Below are 17,530 nucleotides of genomic sequence, written 5' to 3'. Positions count from 1 at the left end.
GGATGACCAGTGGGTACGACGCGCCCTTCGCGCCTGGTCCGGAGTCGACGAATCCGGAGCCGACAACCTCGCAACTGCCCCGACCGGAGTCGACGAACGCGCCGCTGCCCGGCCCGCGGCACGCCGCACCTGCCACGCCGCCGGCGTTCGCGCCGGGGGAGCCGCTGACGGGTCGGTCAGGCAGCACCCCGCTGCCGTCACGGGCCGGTCCGCTGCCGTGGCACACCGGCCCGCCCCCCGTCGCCCCGGATCCGTCCACCGCAGCAGCCCCGTCCACCGCAGCAGCCCCGTCGACCGCACCGGTCACCTTCGCCGCCCCGGCCCCGAGCGAGTTCACCTCGGCGGGCAGCGACAAACCCGGTTCGTGGGCCCCGCCGGCGGACCAGCTGCGCCGGGTCGCACCACCCCGACGCAACTGGCTGGGCGGCACCGCGCTGCTGCTGACGCTGGCGCTGGCCGGGGCCGTCGGATTCCAGGGCTACCAGATCCACCAGCTGACCGGTCGGCTCGCCGACGCCGACCAGCGGCTGGCCCAGGCCCAGGGCGCCGACGCCGAGCGGTTCGACCTGGTGGAGTCCCGTACCGCCGAGTTGGAGCGCGCGGTCGGTGCGGCCTTCAACCCCGAGGCGATCGCCGAGTCGGCGCTGCCCAGCGTGTTCCGGGTCGCCGCCGGTCGGTTCACCGGAACCGCCTTCGCGGTGGGTCCGGGCGGGCCGGACGGCACCGACCTGCTGACCAACTACCACGTCGTCGAGTCGAGCTACCTGGCCGGCAACCGCCGGGTCTTCCTGGAACGCGACGGGCAGCGGATCGAGGCGGCGATCGTCGCCGTGGACGACGAGATCGACGTCGCCCAGCTGCGCACCACCGAGTCGTACGCCGGGCTCGAAGCGGCGGTCGAGCCGGTCCGCTCCGGTCAGCAGATCGTCGTGGTGGGTGCCCCGCTCGGGCTCGCCGACAGCGTCACCATCGGAGTGGTCAGCGCCTACCGGGAGGTCGACGACGGCTCGGGGCCGGTCATCCAGTTCGACGCGCCGATCAACCCCGGCAACTCGGGTGGCCCGGTGATCAACAGCAGCAAGCAGGTCGTTGGCATCGCCACCGCGAAGGCCCGGGACGCTGAAGGGATCGGACTGGCGGTGCCGATCCAGACAGCCTGCGAGGCGTTCGACCTGTGCTGACCGGGCCCGCCCAGTCGGTCCGGTACGTGGTGCGGCCGGGCCGGTCAGGTAGCGCCGGCCGGCCACCGGCCCGGCAGCACCGTCACCCCCGGCGGCGGCAGCCCGGCGGTGGACGCCAGCAGGTCGCACCAGGCCAGCAGATGCGCGTCGAGGGCGGTGGTGAGCGGGGTCCAGGAGGCCCGGATCTCGATGTCGCCGCCGGCCGGTTGACCGGCGAGCTCACCGAAACGGGTCGAGCAGGTCTGGGTCACGGTGCCGCCCAGCGCGGTGTACGTCGCCCCGTGCGCGTCCAGACCGTCGGTCAGCCAGGTCCATCCGACCGTCGGCAACAGCGGATCGGCGACCAGGTCCACCTCCAGGTCGGCGGTGACGTAGGTCACCAGGCGCAGCGTCCCCTGCCAGGCGTCGTGCCCGGCCGGATCGTGCAGCAGGACCAGCCGACCGGTGGCGACCTCCTCCGCCGATCGCAGCACCGTGGCGCTCATCGCGAACGCGTACGGTGCCAGCCGTTGCGGCGCACCGACCTCCTCGACCTGGATCTCCTGACGCGGAGCGGCCGCGCGCAGTCCGGCGACGGCGCGGCCGAACGCCTCGGGCAACGCGGTAAGGGGGGCCATGACCGCAGCCTAGGCCGAATCCCACGCCGGATGGGGCCCGGCGCGCCGGTACCGGGCCGGTGCCACGCCCGATCGTCGGCGTCGCCGCTGATCGCCCAGGCAGTCGTGGCACGATGGCGCCGTTGACTTCCTCCCCGCCCTGAAGCTAACGGACGGGGATTCCCTTGGTCACCCTCGGGGTTTCCTGTTTCACCGACGACCGCCCCGTCCGAGAGGAGGACTCCCGGTGAGGTCTTACACCGCCTCCACAGGCAGTCACGGAGAGCCCCTCCGCGAGAATGTTGCGGGCCGCGTTCACGTCCCGGTCGTGGGCCTGCCCGCACCGGCAGGTCCACGACCGCACCTGCAACGGCATCCGGTCAGCCAGAGCACCACAGGCGGAGCACAGCCGGGTCGACGGGAACCAGCGGTCCACGACCACCAGGTCCCGGCCGAACCAGTCCGCCTTGTACCCCAACATGGTGCGGAACTGCCGCCAGCCCGCGTCCGAGATGGCGCGGGCCAGGCTGTGGTTGGCCATCATGTTGCGGACGGTCAGGTCCTCGATCACGATCGTTTGGGTGTCACGAACGAGCCGAGTAGTGAGTTTGTGCAGGTGGTCGTGTCGGCGGTCGGCGATCCGGGCATGAACCCGGGCCACCACGAGTCGGGCCTTGGCCCGGTTCGCCGAACCTCGGGTCTTACGCGCCAGGTTGCGCTGGGCGCGGGCCAGGGCGGCCCGGTCGCGGCGTTCGTGCCTCGGGTTGGGAATCTTCTCCCCGGTCGACAGGGTGAACAGGCTGTCGAGCCCGGCGTCGACCCCCACCACAGCAGTGGAGGCCGGGGCCGGCTCGATCCGGTCGTCGCAGAGCAGGGACACGAACCAGCGGCCCGCCGCGTCCTGCGACACCGTCACCGTCGACGGCGCCACACCCTCCGGCAGCGGACGCGACCAAACGATGTCCAACGGTTCGGACATCTTCGCCAGGGTGAGCCGGCCGTCGCGCCAGCGGAACGCGCTGGCGGTGTACTCTGCCGACCGCCGCGACTTCTTCCTCGACTTGAAGGTCGGGTACCGGGCCCGTTTCGCCCAGAAGTTAGCGAACGCAGTCTGCAGGTGCCGCAGCGCCTGCTGCAGAGGGACGCAGGAGACGTCGGTGAGGAACGCGAACTCGTCGGTCTTCTTCCACCCGGTCAGCATCGCCGACGTGGCGTGGTAGGTGACCCGTTCCCGGCGTCGGGTCCACGCCTGCGTGCGGGCGGCCAGTGCCATGTTGTAGACCAGCCGGACACAACCAAACGTCCGGGCAAGCTCGCCCGCCTGCTCGGAGGTCGGGTAGAAGCGGTACCTGAACGCCCGCTTCACGGTCCTGGACACAGTCCACAGTCTAACAATCCGACCGGTGAGCCTTCCGGTGGCGTGTGGGCGGACGCCGATCCGCCCCGGCGGCGGACCTGCTATCCCTGCCCTGCTCCGCAGGGGTTCCGTTTCCTCTCCGGCCTGAAGGCCGAAGTATCCACGGAAGGACTCCGATGACCACGACGACACCGGGCGACACCGCCCCACACGCCGCGTCCGCCACCCCGGCCGACTCCGCCTTCGTCCGGGCCTGCCGGGGCGAACCCGTACCGCACACACCGGTGTGGTTCATGCGCCAGGCCGGCCGGTCGCTGCCGGAGTACCGCGAACTGCGCAGCGGGACCGGCATGCTGCAGGCCTGCCGGCAACCGGACATGGTCGCCGAGATCACCCTGCAGCCGGTACGCCGGCACGGCGTGGATGCCGCGATCCTGTTCAGCGACATCGTCGTACCGGTGGCGGCGGCCGGCGTCGAGCTGGACATCGTGGCCGGCACCGGACCGGTCATCGCCCACCCGGTCCGCAGCGCCGGCGACGTGGGCCGGCTGCGTCGGATCAGCCTCGACGACGTCGGCTTCGTCGACGAGGCCGTCCGGCTGCTCGTCGCCGAACTCGGCGCCACCCCCCTGATCGGCTTCGCCGGTGCGCCGTTCACCCTGGCGAGCTACCTCGTCGAGGGCGGACCGTCGCGGACCCACGCCCGCACCAAGGCGCTGATGTACGCAGACCCGGAGACCTGGCACGCGCTCTGCGCGCGGCTCGCCGAGATCACCGTCGAGTTCCTGCGGGTGCAGGTCGCCGCCGGAGCGTCGGCGGTGCAACTGTTCGACTCGTGGGCCGGCGCGCTGTCCGAGGCCGACTACCGCCGCTACGTCCTGCCGCACTCGGTGACCGTGCTGCACTCCCTCGCCGACGCCGGGGTACCCCGGATCCACTTCGGGGTCGGCACCGCCGAACTGCTCGGTGCCATGGCCGAGGCCGGTGCCGACGTCGTCGGCGTCGACTGGCGTACCCCACTGGACGCCGCGACGGTACGCGTCGGCCCAGGAAAGTCGGTCCAGGGCAACCTCGACCCGTGCCTGCTGCTGGCACCGTGGCAGGTGATCGAGACCGAGGTCCGGCGGGTGCTGGCCGAAGGCCTCGCCGCGCCCGGCCACGTGTTCAACCTCGGCCACGGCGTACTGCCGGAAACCGACCCCGAGGTGCTGACCCGGGTGGTCGAGCTGGTCCACACCGTGTCGGCCCGCTGAGCGCGGCGCGACAGGTCACAACACGGCAAGGCGGCCGGCGACCCCGCCGGCCCGGGGTGGCAAGGTGGCGGTATGCAGCAACCGTGGCGGATAGCCGTGGTGGGTGGCGGGATCGCCGGGCTGGCCGCAGTGGTGCGGCTGCGCGAGCGCTGCCCGGCCGGCACCAGGATCACGCTCTTCGAACAGTCCGGTGAGCTGGGCGGCAAGCTGCGTACCGGGCAGTTCGCCGGGCTGCCGGTGGAGCGCGGGGCTGAGGCGTTCCTGATGCGCGATCCCGCCGGTGGGGACTCTGCGGCACTGGCCCTGGCCCGCCGGGTCGGCCTCGGTGACCAGTTGGTGCATCCGGCGGTCGGCCAGGCCGCCCTGGCCATCGGTGGGCAGCTGCGGCCGCTGCCGGGCGGGACGCTGATCGGCGTACCCGGAGATCTTGCCGCCATCGCGGCGGTGGCCCGCGCCGACGAGAACCTCGACCCCGACGACGGCCGGCCGTTGCTCGGCCCCGACGCCGACGTCGCGGTAGGGGAACTGGTCCGTCGTCGGCTCGGTGACGACGTCGTCGAACGGCTCGTCGATCCGATGCTCGGCGGGGTGTACGCCGGCCGCGCCGACACGTTGTCGCTGGCCACCACGATCCCCGGGCTGGCCGCCGCCGCCCGCCGGGAGCACACCCTGCGCGCGGCGGTCCGGGCGGCCCTGGCGGCCCGACCGCCCGCCGCCGGTGCACCGGTCTTCGCCAGCATCGACGGTGGACTGAGCCGGCTGGTGACCGCCGTGGCGCAGGCGGCGACCGCCGGCGGCGGCCCGGTCGACGTCACGCTGCGCACCGGTGCCACGGTGCGGGAGCTGGCGGCTACGTCGACGGGGTGGCGGCTGGTGGTCGGACCGACCCGGGGTGCCGAGCGGATCGACGCCGACGCCGTCGTGCTCGCCGTGCCGGCCCGGCCGGCCGCCCGGTTGCTCGCGGCGGTCGACGCGGCCGCGGCCGTCGGTGTCGGCGCCCTGGACTACGCCAGCATCGCCCTGGTCACCCTGGCGCTGCCCGCCCCTGACCTGCCGGAGTTGTCCGGTTTCCTGGTGCCGGCGACCGAAGGCACCACGACGAAGGCGGCCACGTTCTTCAGCACCAAATGGGCCCACCTGCGTCGTACGGACGGGCTCGCCGTGGTGCGGGCCTCCGTCGGCCGCCACGGCGACGAGCAGTTGCTGCAGCGCGACGACGACGAACTGGTCGCCACCGCGCACGCCGAGCTGGGCCGGTTGACCGGGGCGCGGCTGCCGGCCGTCGCGCAGTCGCACGTGCAGCGCTGGGGCGGCGCGTTGCCGCAGTACCCGCCGGGGCACCTGGGCCGGGTCGCGGCGGCCCGGCGGTCGCTGCGCGGCACCCAGCGGGGGCTTGCGCTGGCCGGTGCGGCCTTCGACGGGATCGGCATCCCGGTGTGCGTACGGTCCGGCGAGAACGCCGCCGACGAGATTGTCACCACCCTGGAGGGAGTACGCCGATGAGCGGCGAGCAGAGCAACGCGGCGCGGCTGCGGGAGCTGAACGCGACGATCCAGTACACGATGTGGTCGGTGTTCCGGGTCGCCGAGCGGTTGCCGGCGTTGCGCGACGGGCTGATCGGTGAGGTCGAGTCGCTGATCGACGAGCTGACTGCCAAGGGCGTCACGGTACGCGGTACCTACGACGTCGCCGGGCTGCGCGCCGACGCCGACATCATGATCTGGTGGCACGCCGCCGACAGCGACGACCTGCAGGACGCGTACGGGCGCCTGCGCCGCACCGCGCTGGGTCGCCATCTCGTCCCGGTCTGGTCCCAGATGGCGCTGCACCGGCCGGCCGAGTTCAACAAGAGCCATGTGCCGGCGTTCCTGGCCGGCGAGGAGCCCCGGCCGTACATCTGCGTCTACCCGTTCGTCCGGTCGTACGAGTGGTACCTGCTGCCGGACGCCGAGCGTCGGGCGATGCTGGCCGAACACGGCCAGATGGCCCGCCCTTATCCGGACGTACGGGCCAACACGGTTGCGTCCTTCGCGCTTGGGGACTACGAGTGGCTGCTCGCCTTCGAAGCCGACGAACTGCACCGGATCGTCGACCTGATGCGGGACCTGCGCGCCTCGTCGGCCCGCCGGCACGTCCGCGAGGAGGTGCCGTTCTTCACCGGCCGGCGGCGCCCGGTCGCCGATCTGGTGAACAACCTGCCCTGATCGGGTTGGTGGCCGGGCGACGGTGGGTACCAGGAACGTGCCCCCCGAGGTTGGTTCGGCCGACCGGGCCGTACCGACCGGACCGGAGAACCACTCATCTGATCCGGAGGAGGGCACGATGAGTACGCAAGCTCCGACCCGCGACACCGCTATGAACCGGCCGATGATGGACCAGCAGTCCGCCACCGCCACCCGGATGGGCGACATGAATGCCGGGATGCGGCCGGCGATGGCACCGGGCACCGAGACCAAGTCGGCATTCAGGAGTACGGAGTTCTACGTCTACCTGATCGCCGTGGTCGGCGTACTGCTGGCTTCCCAGGTCGTCAACGCCGACATCGACGGCGTGCAGGGCACGGCCGGCGTCGGGGACCCCTTCCCCGCCAGCACCGCCTGGTGGTATGTGGCCCTGCTGACCATCGGTTACATCGTGAGCCGTGGTCTGGCCAAGGCCGGTAGCGCGTGGCGCAACTCCGGCGAGCGGCACCACTGACCCTCGGGTCCGGTGCTGCCGAGCAGGGGGCCGGCGGCCGCGGTGGACGGTATCGTCCACTCGGCCGCCGGCCACTCGGCGTACCGCGGGGCGGGCGTCACTTCGCGTGCCGCGTCCCGCCGTGGACCCCGGGTGGCCGACGCATCGGCACGTGCGGAATTCCGTCCTCGACGTACTCCGGGCCGGCGACGACGAATCCGTGCCGGGCGTAGAGGGCCGTCAGGTGGGCCTGGGCGTCGAGGACACACGGCTGGTCACCGGCGATCGCCAGGGCGGCGTCGAGCAGCCGGTCGGCATGGCCTCGGCCGCGTTCGTGCGCGGCCACCGCCACCCGGCCGATCCGACGAACCCGGCCACCGCCGGCCGGGTCCGTGTCTGGTCCGGCCTGGTCCGTGTCTGGTCCGGCCTGGTCCGTGTCTGGTCCGGCCTGGTCCGTGTCTGGTCCGGCCTGGTCCGTGTCCGGTTCGGTCAGCAGGCGCAGGCAGGCGACCAGCGCTCCGGCCCGGGCCAGCCACAGCTGCCGGGTCTGCGGCTCAAGGTCGCGCCCGTCCAGCTCCGGGTACGCGCACTCCTGCTCCACGACGAAGACGTCGACCCGGAGTTTCAGCAGTTGGTAGAGGGTGATCGGATCGAGCTCGACGGTATGTGCGACATGTGAGGTGAGGGCGGGTTCGGCGGGCACGCCGAGCGATGATACGCCGATCAGCCCGGTCGGCTACCGACCGCGTCGCGTACCTGCGCGCCGGTCTCCTGGTCCACGGTGCGGGCGCAGTGCGCACAGCAGAAGAACCGGCCCGACACCTCGACGCCGTGCCCGACGATCTTGCACTGGCAGTGCTCGCAGATCGGTGCGAGGAGCTGGATCGCGCACTCGAACGAGTCGAAGGTGTAGGTGTCCCCGCTCACCGTCCGGATGTCGAACGCCATCCAGTAGTCGTTGCCGCAGACCTCACAGGTCGCCATCATGTCCCCCAAACGTCGGCCTCCTCGCAGCGTGCGTCATCGGCCGTAACGGGGCGGTGCAATCCGGAAAAAAACCACCGACCGACCAGCGGTACGTCGGTGACCGGGCGACCGTGGGGTCCGTGGTCAGGCCGGCTCGAGCCGTAGCGCCACCGAGTTCATGCAGTACCGGGCGTTCTTCGAGGTGTACCGCTCGCCGTCGAAGCGGTGGCCCAGATGCGAATCGCAGGTCGCGCAGCGCACCTCGGTGCGCACCATGCCGTGCGACCGGTCCTCGATGTAACGCACTGCGCCGGGCAGTGCCTCGTCGAAGCTCGGCCAGCCACAGTGCGAGTCGAACTTGGTGTCGCTGGTGAACAGCGGCGCGTCGCAGGCCCGGCAGTGGTACGTACCGACCGTGGTGGTCTCGACGTACTCGCCCGACCAGGGCCGTTCGGTGCCGGCCTGGCGCAGCACCCGGAACTGCTCGGGGTTCAACCTCGCCCGCCACTGCTCGTCGGTGTGGGGCAGGTCGGCGGTCCGCGGCCGGTCGCCGGTGCGGGGCAGGTCAACCTTGTCGTCGGTCATGCCTCAACGGTACGGCGGACGCCGCCCCGACGCGTCGGGGCGGCGAACCCGGGTCCGCTGACCTATTGTCGGCGTATGGCTGGCACGAGCCGCAGTATCCGGACGTCGGCGACCACCGTCGAGGTGGCGGGCCATCAGGTGCGGCTGAGCAGCCCGGACCGGGTCTGTTTCCCCGGTCCGGGCTACACGAAGCAGGACGTGTTCGACTACTACCTGGCCGTCGGCGACGGGATCCTGCGGGCGCTGCGGGACCGCCCGACGACGCTGCAACGCTTCCCGGACGGCGTCGACGGGGAGATGTTCTACCAGAAGCGGGTGCCGGCCCGGGGCGTGCCGCCGTGGCTGCGTACCGCCCGGATCGCCTTTCCCAGCGGCCGGACCGCCGACGAACTCTGCCCCGCCGACCTGGCCCATGTGGCCTGGGCGGCGCAGATGGGCACGGTGGTGTTCCACCCCTGGCCGGTGCGCGCCGCCGACGTCGACCGGCCGGACGAGTTGCGGATCGACCTGGACCCGCAGCCGGGCACCGACTTCGCCGATGCGGTCGCCGCTGCCGGCGAGGTGCGTGCGCTGCTCGACGAACTCGGCGCGGTCGGCTACCCGAAAACTTCCGGCGGCCGGGGGGTGCACGTCTACCTGCGGATCGTGCCCCGCTGGTCGTTCGCCGAGGTACGCCGGGCGGTGATCGCGTTCGCCCGCGAGGTGCAGCGTCGCCGCCCCGACCTGGTCACCACCTCGTGGTGGAAGGAGGAGCGCGGCGAGAAGGTCTTCGTCGACTACAACCAGATGGCCCGGGACCGCACCATCGCCTGCGCCTATTCGCTGCGCGCCAACGCCCGCGCCACCGTCTCCACCCCGGTGAGCTGGGACGAGTTGACCGAGGTGGAACCGGACGACTTCGACCTGCGGACGGTGCCGCCCCGGCTGGCCGGGCGGGGCGACCCACACGCCGGCATCGACGACACGCCGTGGGACATCGGCCCGCTGCTGGAGTGGGCCGACCGCGACGAGCGGGACGGCCGGGGCGGGGACCTGCCGTACCCGCCGGATCATCCGAAGATGCCCGGCGAACCGAGGCGGGTGCAGCCCTCGCGGGCCCGTCCGGACACGCCTGGCTGACCTGCGGAACCGCCCGGCCCCAAACCGGTCCGGCGTGCCGGAACCGGTCAGGGTGCCGGCTCAGGCCGGGCAGCGCAGGTCGTCGGCGGGCACGGTCAGATCGATCAGGTACGCGTCGACCGCCGCGGCCACACACGGTGCGTGCGGGTACGCGGTGTGCCCGTCGCCCTCCCAGGTCACCAGCACTCCGGTGCCCAGTAGCTCGGCGAGGCGGGGGGCCTGCTCGTACGGGGTGGCCGGATCGCCGGTGGTGCCGACCACCAGGATCGGTGGGGCACCGGCCGCCGCGCCGACCGGATACGGGTCGGCGGCGGTCGGCCACTGCGCGCAGGCCAGCAGGCCGACCGCCAGCGCCGGGCCGAACCTGGGGTGTTCCTGGCGCCACTGCTGCTGCAGCGCGCGGATCTGCGCCGGGCGCAGCGGCATCTCGGCGTCGGCGCAGTTGATCGCCAGGTTGGCGGCGAACAGGTTGTCGTAGCCGCCGTCGGCGTCCCGGCCGGTGTAGGCGTCGGCCAGGGCGAACACCGGTGCCGGGTCGCCGTCGCGCAGCGCGGCCACGGCACGGGCCAGCCGTGGCCAGCCGCTGTCGTCGTAGAGCGAGGCGACCACGGCGTAGAAGATCCATCCGGGGGTCGCCGTCCGTCCGTCGGCCGACGCCACCGGTTTCGTACTGGCCCGGTCGACGGCGTCGTCGAGCGTGCCGGCGGGGTCGGTGCTGATCGGGCAGGATGCCGGGGTGGCGGCGCACCACCGGACGAACGCGTCGAAGGCACGTTCGAAACCGGCGGCCTGGCCCAGCGAGCCGGCCACCGGATCCTGCTGCGGATCGATCGCGCCGTCGAGGACCAGGGCACGGACCCGCTCGGGGAACAGGTGGGCGTAGGTGGCTCCCAGCAGGCTGCCGTACGAGTAGCCGAGGTAGGTGAGTCGTTCGTCGCCGACAGCGGCCCGGACCGCATCGAGGTCCCGGGCGGTCTGATGGGTGGAGAAGGCGGCGAGCCGGTCGCCGTGGCGGGCCGCGCAGTCGGCCGCGATCCGCCGGTTCACCTCGGCGGCGGCGGCGAAGGCGGCGTCGTCGTCGGGGTCCGGGTCGGCACCGAAGACAGCGTCCCAGTCCGCGTCGGCCCCACAGTCCACACCGGCGGAGCGGGCCACCCCGCGCGGGTCGAAACCGACCACGTCGAAGCGGCGCAGCACCGCGTCCGGCAGGCCGCCGGACCGTTCGCCCAGGGCCAGCCGCGCGGCGGCGTCGACCCCGGAGACGCCCGGGCCACCGGGGTTGACCACGAGCGTGCCGATCCGGTCCCGCTGCGCGGCGGAACGCACCCGCAGCAGCGCGAGTGGCAGGGTTCCGGCGGCCGGGCCGAGGGCCCAGTCGACCGGTACGTCGAGCGTGGCGCAGTCGTAGCGCAGGTCGTCGCCGACCTCGCCGGACCACTGGCCGGCAACCTCGGGGCAGGGCCGCCAGGGCAGCCCGGTCGTGGCGCCGGCATCCGGGTGGCCCGACCCCTCCGGCGGTGCCGCGCCGGGGCCGTCGCTCGTGGTGCAGCCGGTGAGCCCGGCCATGACCACGGCCAGTACGGCGGCGGCGACGGTCAGCCGGCGGCCGCGCCGGGGCGAGGGCGGTCGCGGGCGCAGGAGGCCGCCGCGCCTGGTCACCGTCGACCGGTGGGGTCGCCGGCGAGCACCCGGTCGACGTCGAAGCGTACCGGCCGGACGAGCTGGTCGTAGCGGCACGAGGCGGGATCGCGGTCCGGGCGCCAGCGCAGGAACCGTGCGGTGTGCCGGAACCGGTCACCCTCCATCGCGTCGTAGCCGACCTCGGCGACCCACTCGGGTCGCAGCGGCTGCCATTCGAGGTTCTTGCCGCCGCTCCACCGGCTGGGCGCTCCCGGCACGCGCTGCCCGGAGGTCCCGTCACCGCCGACCCACGGGTGTTCGGCTGCGGTGGTACGCAGTGGTGCCAGCTCCTCGACCAGCTCGGCCCGCCGGGCCGCGGTGAACGACGCACAGACCCCGACGTGGTGCAGCGTGCCGGTGTCGTCGTAGAGACCGAGCAGCAGTGAACCCACCACCGGGCCGGACTTGTGCCAGCGGAATCCGGCCACGACCACATCGGCGGTACGCCCGTGCTTGACCTTGAACATCGACCGTTTGCCTGGTTCGTACCGCAGCCCGGCCGGTTTGGCGATCACCCCGTCGAGGCCGGCGCCCTCGAAGATGTCGAACCACTGCCGGGCGGTCTGCGGGTCGGTGGTGACCGGCGTCAGATGCATGGGGGCGGTGACGGTGGCCAGGGCGTCGGTCAACCGCTCGCGCCGGATGCGGAACGGCTCGTCGAGCAGGGCCGTGTCGTCGAGGGCGAGCAGGTCGAAGGCGACGAACGAGGCCGGGGTCTGCTCGGCGAGCAGCCGGACCCGCGACGCCGCCGGGTGGATGCGCTGCCCGAGCAGGTCGAAGTCCAGCCGTGACCGGTCTGCCTCCGGGCGGATCACGACCAGCTCACCGTCGACGACGACCCGGGGTGGCAACTGCGCCAGCGCCTGGGTGATCACTTCCGGGAAGTACCTGGTGAGGGTCTTGCCGCCACGGCTGGCCAGCTCCACCTCGGTGCCGTCGCGGAAGATGACGCACCGGTAGCCGTCCCACTTGGGCTCGTAGCTGAGCCCGTCGGCGACCGGCAGTGTGGTGACCGGCCTGGCCAGCATCGGTTCGATCGGGCAGGGGATCGGCAGTTTCACCGGACCAGTGAACCATCCCGCCCCGACGGTCCGGGCCCCGTCGTGGCCGGCGATTCCGACCGGGCCGTCACCGGCGTTCCCGTCTCGCGGTCACGGCCGTCCCGTCAGTGAAAACGCCGCCACACGTCGCGTACCCGCCGGAACACCGGCCGGACCGGACGGGCCAGCCAGGGCATCCGGCGGGCGGCCTTGCGGTACAACGGCACGGCGGCGGCGCGCAGTTCCTGCCGTACGGTCTTGAGCTGCCGTTTGGTGCGGTCGAGCTCGGCACGGCTGGACCGCAGTTGCTCCTCGAGCTCGCTCAGCCGGGCGGTCGGGATGGTCGACATCGGCTCGTGCTCGAGGATCGGACCGGACTCGCCGTTCTCGCCGCGCACCAGCCAGGGGCGGTCGGCGTAGATGTCGACCTGATGCCCGGCGAGCGGTACGTCGGCCTTCTCCCGGGTAGCGGCGAAGTGCTCGGCGAACATCGCCCGGTACTGCTTGGCCTGCTCCACCGAGGTGGCGAGGATCAGCTTGTTGGGCACCAGCACGGCGGGCACCAGGCTGCCGCCGTGCTCGAGGTACCGGAAGAGGCCGGTGATCACACCGAGCCAGTGCCGGTTGAGAATGTCGTCGACAACGACCATTCCGCGCTCGGTGACCGTCTGCTCGGCGATCCGGAGATCGTTCTCGGTGATCTCAGTGGTATGTCCGCCGTCGATGGAGAAGATCCGGAACCGGCGGCCGGCCGAGACGAATCCGGTCTGTTCCAGCTCCAGGCTGGATGTCTGCAGGATGTCGACGTTGTCGCCGGCACCGTAGGTCGCCAGGTTCTGCTCGAACGTGTCCCGGTCGCCGTACCCGGACCGGTCCACGTTCGCCGACTGGTCGCCGAACACGTCGATGGCGACCGCCCGCTGGTCCGTCGGCAGGGCGAGCGCGAGACAGAGGAACGACTTGCCGTGGTGGATCCCGATCTCGGCGACATCGCCGGTGATACCGTCGGCGCGCTGCGCGGTCTCGATGCCGCTCAGGTAGACGGCGGTCGACGGGTTCAGCCAGCCGTGGACCCGATGGAAGCCGGTGCGAAGGTAGTTCGCCTTCAGGTCGGGCAGGACCGGTGTGAGCGCCGTCATGTCCGGAGACCTTACCGCCAAATGTGGAAACATCAACGGTTCGTCGCGGGCACAATTCGAGGTGCGTACCGCATCGCGCACCGCCTGTCCCGACTGCTTGTCAACGGTGGCGGCAGGTGCCTGAGAAAGGCGAACCGGATGTCAGGTTTCACCTATCCGCAGACCGGGGCCACCAGCCAGTTGCTGCGTACCGCCGAGGCCGGGCACCGGCCCTACCCGGCCCTGCCCGCCGGTTACCGCCATCTGCGCTACCGGACGGCGCTACGACCAGGCACCTTCGACCGTGCGGGACGGGCCGTGCTCACCTGGCGGATGCACCGGGCCGCCGGGGCCCGGGTCGCCGCCTCGGCACCACGCGCCGAACCCGGTGTGCAGGTCACGGTCAGCCTCGGCGTGGGTCCGCTGCGGATGACCGCGCCGTGCGCGGTCGTGTGGGCGACCGACACCGCGGACCGGGTCGGGTTCGCCTACGGCACGCTCGACGGGCACCCGGCCAGCGGCGAGGAGGCCTTCCTGGTGGAGCGGGCCGGTGACCGGGTGTGGTTCTCCGTGGTGGCGTTCAGCCGACCGGTGGCACCGGCGATGCGGCTCGCCGGCCCGGTCGCGGTGGCGGCCCAGCATCTCTACGCCTGGCGACTGGGTGTCGCGCTGCGCCGGCTGACCCGCTGATCCGCTGCGGAGGGGCCGGCTGATCCGGTGCGCCCGGGCTGCACCGGGGCCCGGCCGCCGACGCGGTCAGAACCGCGCGAAGGACCGCAGCGGTGCGCGGGGGCCGAACCGGGGGGCCGCCAGGCCGGCCAGCTCCAGCAGCAGGCAGACCCGTCCCCGGTGGCCACGGAACGGCTCCAGCAGGTCCAGCATCCGCTGGTCGTCGCCGCGTGCCTCGCCGGCCAGCGCCCAGGCGACCGTGTTCGGCAGGTGGAAGTCCCCGACGCTCACCGCGTCCGCCGCGCCGAAGGCGACCCGGACCACCTCGGCGGCGGTCCACGGGCCGATTCCGGGCAGGCTCGTCAGTCGGCTGGTCGCGGTCGCCGCGTCGACGCTGGCCTCCAGCCGGTCGGCCACGGCCGCCGCCCGGCACAGGGTCTGCGCCCGGCGCTGCTCGATGCCGAGCGGGTGGAACTTCCAGTACGGGGTCGTCGCGATCACCGCTGGTTCGGGGGTGACCCACAGGCCGGCCGCCGGCCCGGGTGCCGGTGTCCCGAAGGCGCGTACGGTGGCGGCGTACCCGCGGTAGGCCTCGACCCCGGTCACCTTCTGCTCCAGGACGGCCCGCAGCACCCGGGCGAACACCGCGCCGGTCGCGGGCAGCCGGACCCCGGCGTAGCGGCGGGCCAGGGCATGCACCACCGGGTGGCGTCGGGCGAGCGGACGGAATCCGTCGACGTCGTCGCGGAGCCCGGCGACCGCGTCGGCGATGTCGACGACGTCGGCCGCGCCGGGGCCGTGCCCGGTGGCGATCAGCTCGCCGCCGCGCCGGTGCAGCGTGAGTGTCGCCGGACCGCTCGGCATACGGGCGGTCCACCAGAAGGTGTCCGCGTGCCAGCGGGCGCAGGGGTCGAACCGGCCCATCGCCAGCGGACGCACGGACCGGGCCAGGTGGTAACCGGCCGGTGGCCGCAGAATCCGTTGCCGGCTCGCCGACCTGTCCACCCGCTCGTGCCCGGCCATGACCGCCACTGTGCCAGCCGGTGTGGTGCGGGCGGCCACCGCCCCGGCTGGCGACCCGCACCGGTTGCCCAGTGGGTGCACCACCGGGCGCCTATCGGGTGACCAGCACCCGGACCACGTCGAAGGCGGGGATCTGGTTGGCCCGCTGCATCATCGGCACCCGGTGGGAGCCGTCGCCGGCCCAGGACGCGCACTGTGCCACGCCAGGGCCGGGCAGGCCCGGAACCTCGACGGTGACCTCGTCGGCATCCGCACCGCCCCGGCCGTCCTCGGTGGCAACGAAGAACGCCGGCACCGGTCCGGGCTGGGGTGCGGTGCGGTTGCTGGTGAGCATCCGGCAGGCGGTATGGAAGTGCCCCCGGGTCAGCCCGTCCTCGTTCAGGAAGGAGCTTTCCAGGTAGTAACCACCCTGCCCGGCCGGCAGGAACCGGTCCCGGACCAGGTTGCGGGTGCTGATCCGCAAGGTGAAGGGCTCGTTCGACCGGACCCGGTCAGGCGCCGAGACGATCATGAGCTGGGGGTTGTTGTCGGCGTCGCCGACCTCGCCGAAGGCCGTGCTCACGCAGCGGTCACCGACCTGGAACCCGTCGTGCGGTGGCAGATCGCTGCCGGAGCAGTCGTCGCCGAGAATCTCCAGTGCGTCGGGGGCCGGCACGGCGGTGGCGGTGCCCTCGGCGGACGGCTGCGGACAGGCGTCCCGGCCGCCGGTCGGGCCACGCTGGCCGTCGCCCCAGTGGTGCCGGACCCCGAACTCGTCCACCGTGGTGCCGGTGTCGGCCGGATCGGTCGATGCGGCCGGGTCCGGTGCGCTCTGACAGGCGACGGCGCGGTCCCGGCGGTCCCGGTCCCGGTCCCGGTCGCCCCGGGTCCCGGCGGAGGAGATCTGGGTTACGGCGACGACTCCGCCGAAGACCGCGAGCATCATGGCCACCGCGAGTACGCGGGTCCGGGTGCTGCCGCGTCGGGCAGGTCGATCGTCGGTACGCCGTCGGCGCGGTGAACGGTTCACGTGATGCCACCTCTTTCATCGGACCCCGACCGAGGGCGTCCGGTGCAACGCGGTCGGTGCTGCGATGTCTGTTCGCGGAGACCGACCGTACGAAGGTGACTCGACGACAGTCAACAATCCTTCCGGTAAATGCGAAACACTTAGGCGGCAATTAATGTCGATTTCAAGCTTGCCGATGATGCGGCATGCCGACAGTGCGCACACAACGAAGCGGCGGCCGGCCGCGCCCTCCCTGGCAACGACCGGCCGCCGCGAATCACGGGCGCCGTGGGGTATCAGTAGTCGTAGTCGCCCGAGTCGCTGTCGGAGTCGGCGTCCTTGTCCGAGTCCTTGCTGTCGAGGCCCTTGATGTTGTCGCGGCCGTCGCCGTCCGGCACCGCGATCGGCTTCGGCGTGCCCTCCGGCAGGCATTCCAGGTTCTTCGAGCCGTCCGGCTGGACGACGAACCAGGTGCCACCGACGCCCTGGCCCTTCCAGTCGCCGGGCTTCTCGTCGCCCGCGTAGTAGTAGATCGGCCATCCGTCGATGGTCAGCTGCCGGGTGCCGTCGGGCCGGTTCACCGTGCCGACCAGCTCCTCGTCCACTCCGGACAGGATCGGGTCGCCGTCGGTCAGGGCCGGCGGCCAGATCTTGGCGCAGTCGCCCTCGCAGTTCGACGCCGGCGGGTCGTCGGTGTCGTTCTCGAAGCGGTAGAGCAGCCAGCCGTCCTCGTCCGTGACGACGTTACCCATCTTGTCGACAGCCTTGCCAACCAGTTCCTTGGTGAGGTCCTCGTCGGCGACGTCGACGGCGACGTCATCGGTGTCGACCGGCTCGGGCGCGGCCGAAGCCTGCGCCGCGTTCGCCGCGTTGACGACCGGCTGGGCCTGAGCGCCGCCAAAGTCGTCCGGGTTGTAACCTGCCGGGGCGCAACCCGGCAACACGAGTGCCGCCAGCGCGCCTGCGACTATGACGGTCCGCTTTCCCAGTGCCACGTGCCCTCCCTCATTCGTCCACATCGGGCTTCATCTAGAGGTACGCACCATCCGCAGGATTGGATCGGCAATAGCGAGTGCACAATTTCACATGTGCTGGTTGAACCAGGTGCTGCCGGGCTGCGTGTCGGCTGCTTCTGCGTCGCCGGTCAGGCGGATCCGGCTGCCGGACGGTCCGCAAAACGCCGACAGTCCGTGGGTGTCCGGCATTTGCTCCGGACACCCACGGACTGTCGGCGTCACACCTGATTCTGTTGTCGATGTGGGAATGGTCGAGACCCCCG

At 72.3% G+C, this 17,530-nt stretch carries 18 protein-coding genes; 7 read left to right on the top strand and 11 right to left on the bottom strand.

The window, feature by feature from the left end:
- Positions 1-2: 2 nt before the first annotated feature.
- Positions 3-1,181, top strand: a complete 1,179-nt coding sequence (locus tag ACN28F_RS05535; protein ID WP_289207010.1) for a S1C family serine protease — start codon at positions 3-5, stop codon at positions 1,179-1,181.
- 44 nt (positions 1,182-1,225) lie between these two features.
- On the opposite strand, the gene ACN28F_RS05530 is transcribed toward ACN28F_RS05535, so the two are convergent.
- Together ACN28F_RS05530 and ACN28F_RS05525 are read right to left on the bottom strand one after the other, a co-directional pair.
- Positions 1,226-1,798 carry a DUF3000 domain-containing protein gene (locus ACN28F_RS05530; RefSeq protein WP_289207009.1) on the bottom strand — a complete coding sequence of 191 codons (573 nt, stop codon included), beginning with the start codon at positions 1,796-1,798 and terminating at the stop codon, positions 1,226-1,228.
- A 145-nt stretch (positions 1,799-1,943) separates the two neighbouring features.
- A complete protein-coding gene (locus ACN28F_RS05525; RefSeq protein WP_421357149.1) occupies positions 1,944-3,155 on the bottom strand; it encodes an RNA-guided endonuclease InsQ/TnpB family protein in 1,212 nt (403 codons plus the stop codon).
- Positions 3,156-3,310: 155 nt separating this feature from the next.
- Here ACN28F_RS05525 and hemE point away from each other — a divergent pair, with 155 nt between their 5' ends.
- The 4 genes from hemE to ACN28F_RS05505 all read left to right on the top strand — a co-directional run bounded on the left by hemE (position 3,311) and on the right by ACN28F_RS05505 (position 7,084).
- Complete coding sequence (gene hemE / locus ACN28F_RS05520) at positions 3,311-4,387, top strand: uroporphyrinogen decarboxylase (RefSeq protein WP_289207007.1); 1,077 nt, start codon at positions 3,311-3,313, stop codon at positions 4,385-4,387.
- Positions 4,388-4,459: 72 nt separating this feature from the next.
- Positions 4,460-5,890: a protoporphyrinogen oxidase gene (gene hemG, locus ACN28F_RS05515; protein WP_289207006.1), complete on the top strand. Its 1,431-nt coding sequence runs from the start codon at positions 4,460-4,462 to the stop codon at positions 5,888-5,890.
- Positions 5,887-6,591, top strand: a complete 705-nt coding sequence (hemQ, locus tag ACN28F_RS05510) for a hydrogen peroxide-dependent heme synthase (RefSeq protein WP_282226433.1) — start codon at positions 5,887-5,889, stop codon at positions 6,589-6,591. Before hemG ends, hemQ begins: the two co-directional genes overlap by 4 nt.
- 118 nt (positions 6,592-6,709) lie before the next feature.
- Positions 6,710-7,084 carry a hypothetical protein gene (locus ACN28F_RS05505; protein ID WP_289207005.1) on the top strand — a complete coding sequence of 125 codons (375 nt, stop codon included), beginning with the start codon at positions 6,710-6,712 and terminating at the stop codon, positions 7,082-7,084.
- A 97-nt stretch (positions 7,085-7,181) separates the two neighbouring features.
- Here the strand turns inward: ACN28F_RS05505 and ACN28F_RS05500 are convergent, their stop codons facing one another.
- The 3 genes from ACN28F_RS05500 to msrB form a co-directional block, all read right to left on the bottom strand.
- Positions 7,182-7,709 (bottom strand): GNAT family N-acetyltransferase, encoded by a 528-nt coding sequence (locus ACN28F_RS05500; protein ID WP_421361273.1) that lies wholly within the window; start codon positions 7,707-7,709, stop codon positions 7,182-7,184.
- Positions 7,710-7,786: 77 nt separating this feature from the next.
- Positions 7,787-8,047 (bottom strand): Prokaryotic metallothionein, encoded by a 261-nt coding sequence (locus ACN28F_RS05495; protein WP_289211026.1) that lies wholly within the window; start codon positions 8,045-8,047, stop codon positions 7,787-7,789.
- 126 nt (positions 8,048-8,173) lie between these two features.
- Positions 8,174-8,614 carry a peptide-methionine (R)-S-oxide reductase MsrB gene (gene msrB / locus ACN28F_RS05490; RefSeq protein WP_289207004.1) on the bottom strand — a complete coding sequence of 147 codons (441 nt, stop codon included), beginning with the start codon at positions 8,612-8,614 and terminating at the stop codon, positions 8,174-8,176.
- Positions 8,615-8,689: 75 nt separating this feature from the next.
- Here msrB and ligD point away from each other — a divergent pair, with 75 nt between their 5' ends.
- Positions 8,690-9,733 carry a non-homologous end-joining DNA ligase gene (gene ligD, locus ACN28F_RS05485; RefSeq protein ID WP_289207003.1) on the top strand — a complete coding sequence of 348 codons (1,044 nt, stop codon included), beginning with the start codon at positions 8,690-8,692 and terminating at the stop codon, positions 9,731-9,733.
- A 60-nt stretch (positions 9,734-9,793) separates the two neighbouring features.
- Here the strand turns inward: ligD and ACN28F_RS05480 are convergent, their stop codons facing one another.
- The 3 genes from ACN28F_RS05480 to ACN28F_RS05470 form a co-directional block, all read right to left on the bottom strand.
- Entirely contained in the window at positions 9,794-11,299 is a 1,506-nt protein-coding gene (locus tag ACN28F_RS05480; protein ID WP_289211025.1) for an alpha/beta hydrolase, read from the bottom strand.
- An 89-nt stretch (positions 11,300-11,388) separates the two neighbouring features.
- Positions 11,389-12,474 (bottom strand): ATP-dependent DNA ligase, encoded by a 1,086-nt coding sequence (locus ACN28F_RS05475; protein ID WP_421357148.1) that lies wholly within the window; start codon positions 12,472-12,474, stop codon positions 11,389-11,391.
- A 104-nt stretch (positions 12,475-12,578) separates the two neighbouring features.
- On the bottom strand, positions 12,579-13,592 hold the full coding sequence (locus ACN28F_RS05470; RefSeq protein ID WP_289207001.1) for a class I SAM-dependent methyltransferase: 1,014 nt from the start codon (positions 13,590-13,592) through the stop codon (positions 12,579-12,581).
- 138 nt (positions 13,593-13,730) lie between these two features.
- On the opposite strand from ACN28F_RS05470, the gene ACN28F_RS05465 reads away from it, so the two are divergent.
- Complete coding sequence (locus tag ACN28F_RS05465) at positions 13,731-14,261, top strand: DUF1990 family protein (protein ID WP_289207000.1); 531 nt, start codon at positions 13,731-13,733, stop codon at positions 14,259-14,261.
- 66 nt (positions 14,262-14,327) lie between these two features.
- Here the strand turns inward: ACN28F_RS05465 and ACN28F_RS05460 are convergent, their stop codons facing one another.
- From ACN28F_RS05460 to ACN28F_RS05450, 3 genes are all read right to left on the bottom strand, one after another.
- Positions 14,328-15,263 carry a DNA-3-methyladenine glycosylase family protein gene (locus ACN28F_RS05460; protein WP_289206999.1) on the bottom strand — a complete coding sequence of 312 codons (936 nt, stop codon included), beginning with the start codon at positions 15,261-15,263 and terminating at the stop codon, positions 14,328-14,330.
- Positions 15,264-15,354: 91 nt separating this feature from the next.
- A complete protein-coding gene (locus ACN28F_RS05455) occupies positions 15,355-16,272 on the bottom strand; it encodes a Pecanex-like protein 1 (RefSeq protein WP_289206998.1) in 918 nt (305 codons plus the stop codon).
- Between the two features lie 275 nt (positions 16,273-16,547).
- A complete protein-coding gene (locus ACN28F_RS05450) occupies positions 16,548-17,246 on the bottom strand; it encodes a hypothetical protein (protein ID WP_289206997.1) in 699 nt (232 codons plus the stop codon).
- Positions 17,247-17,530: the final 284 nt, after the last annotated feature.

This window comes from Solwaraspora sp. WMMA2101 (genome assembly GCF_049179175.1).
Lineage (GTDB): Bacteria > Actinomycetota > Actinomycetes > Mycobacteriales > Micromonosporaceae > Micromonospora_E.
This window is presented reverse-complemented; position numbering and strand designations above follow the sequence as displayed.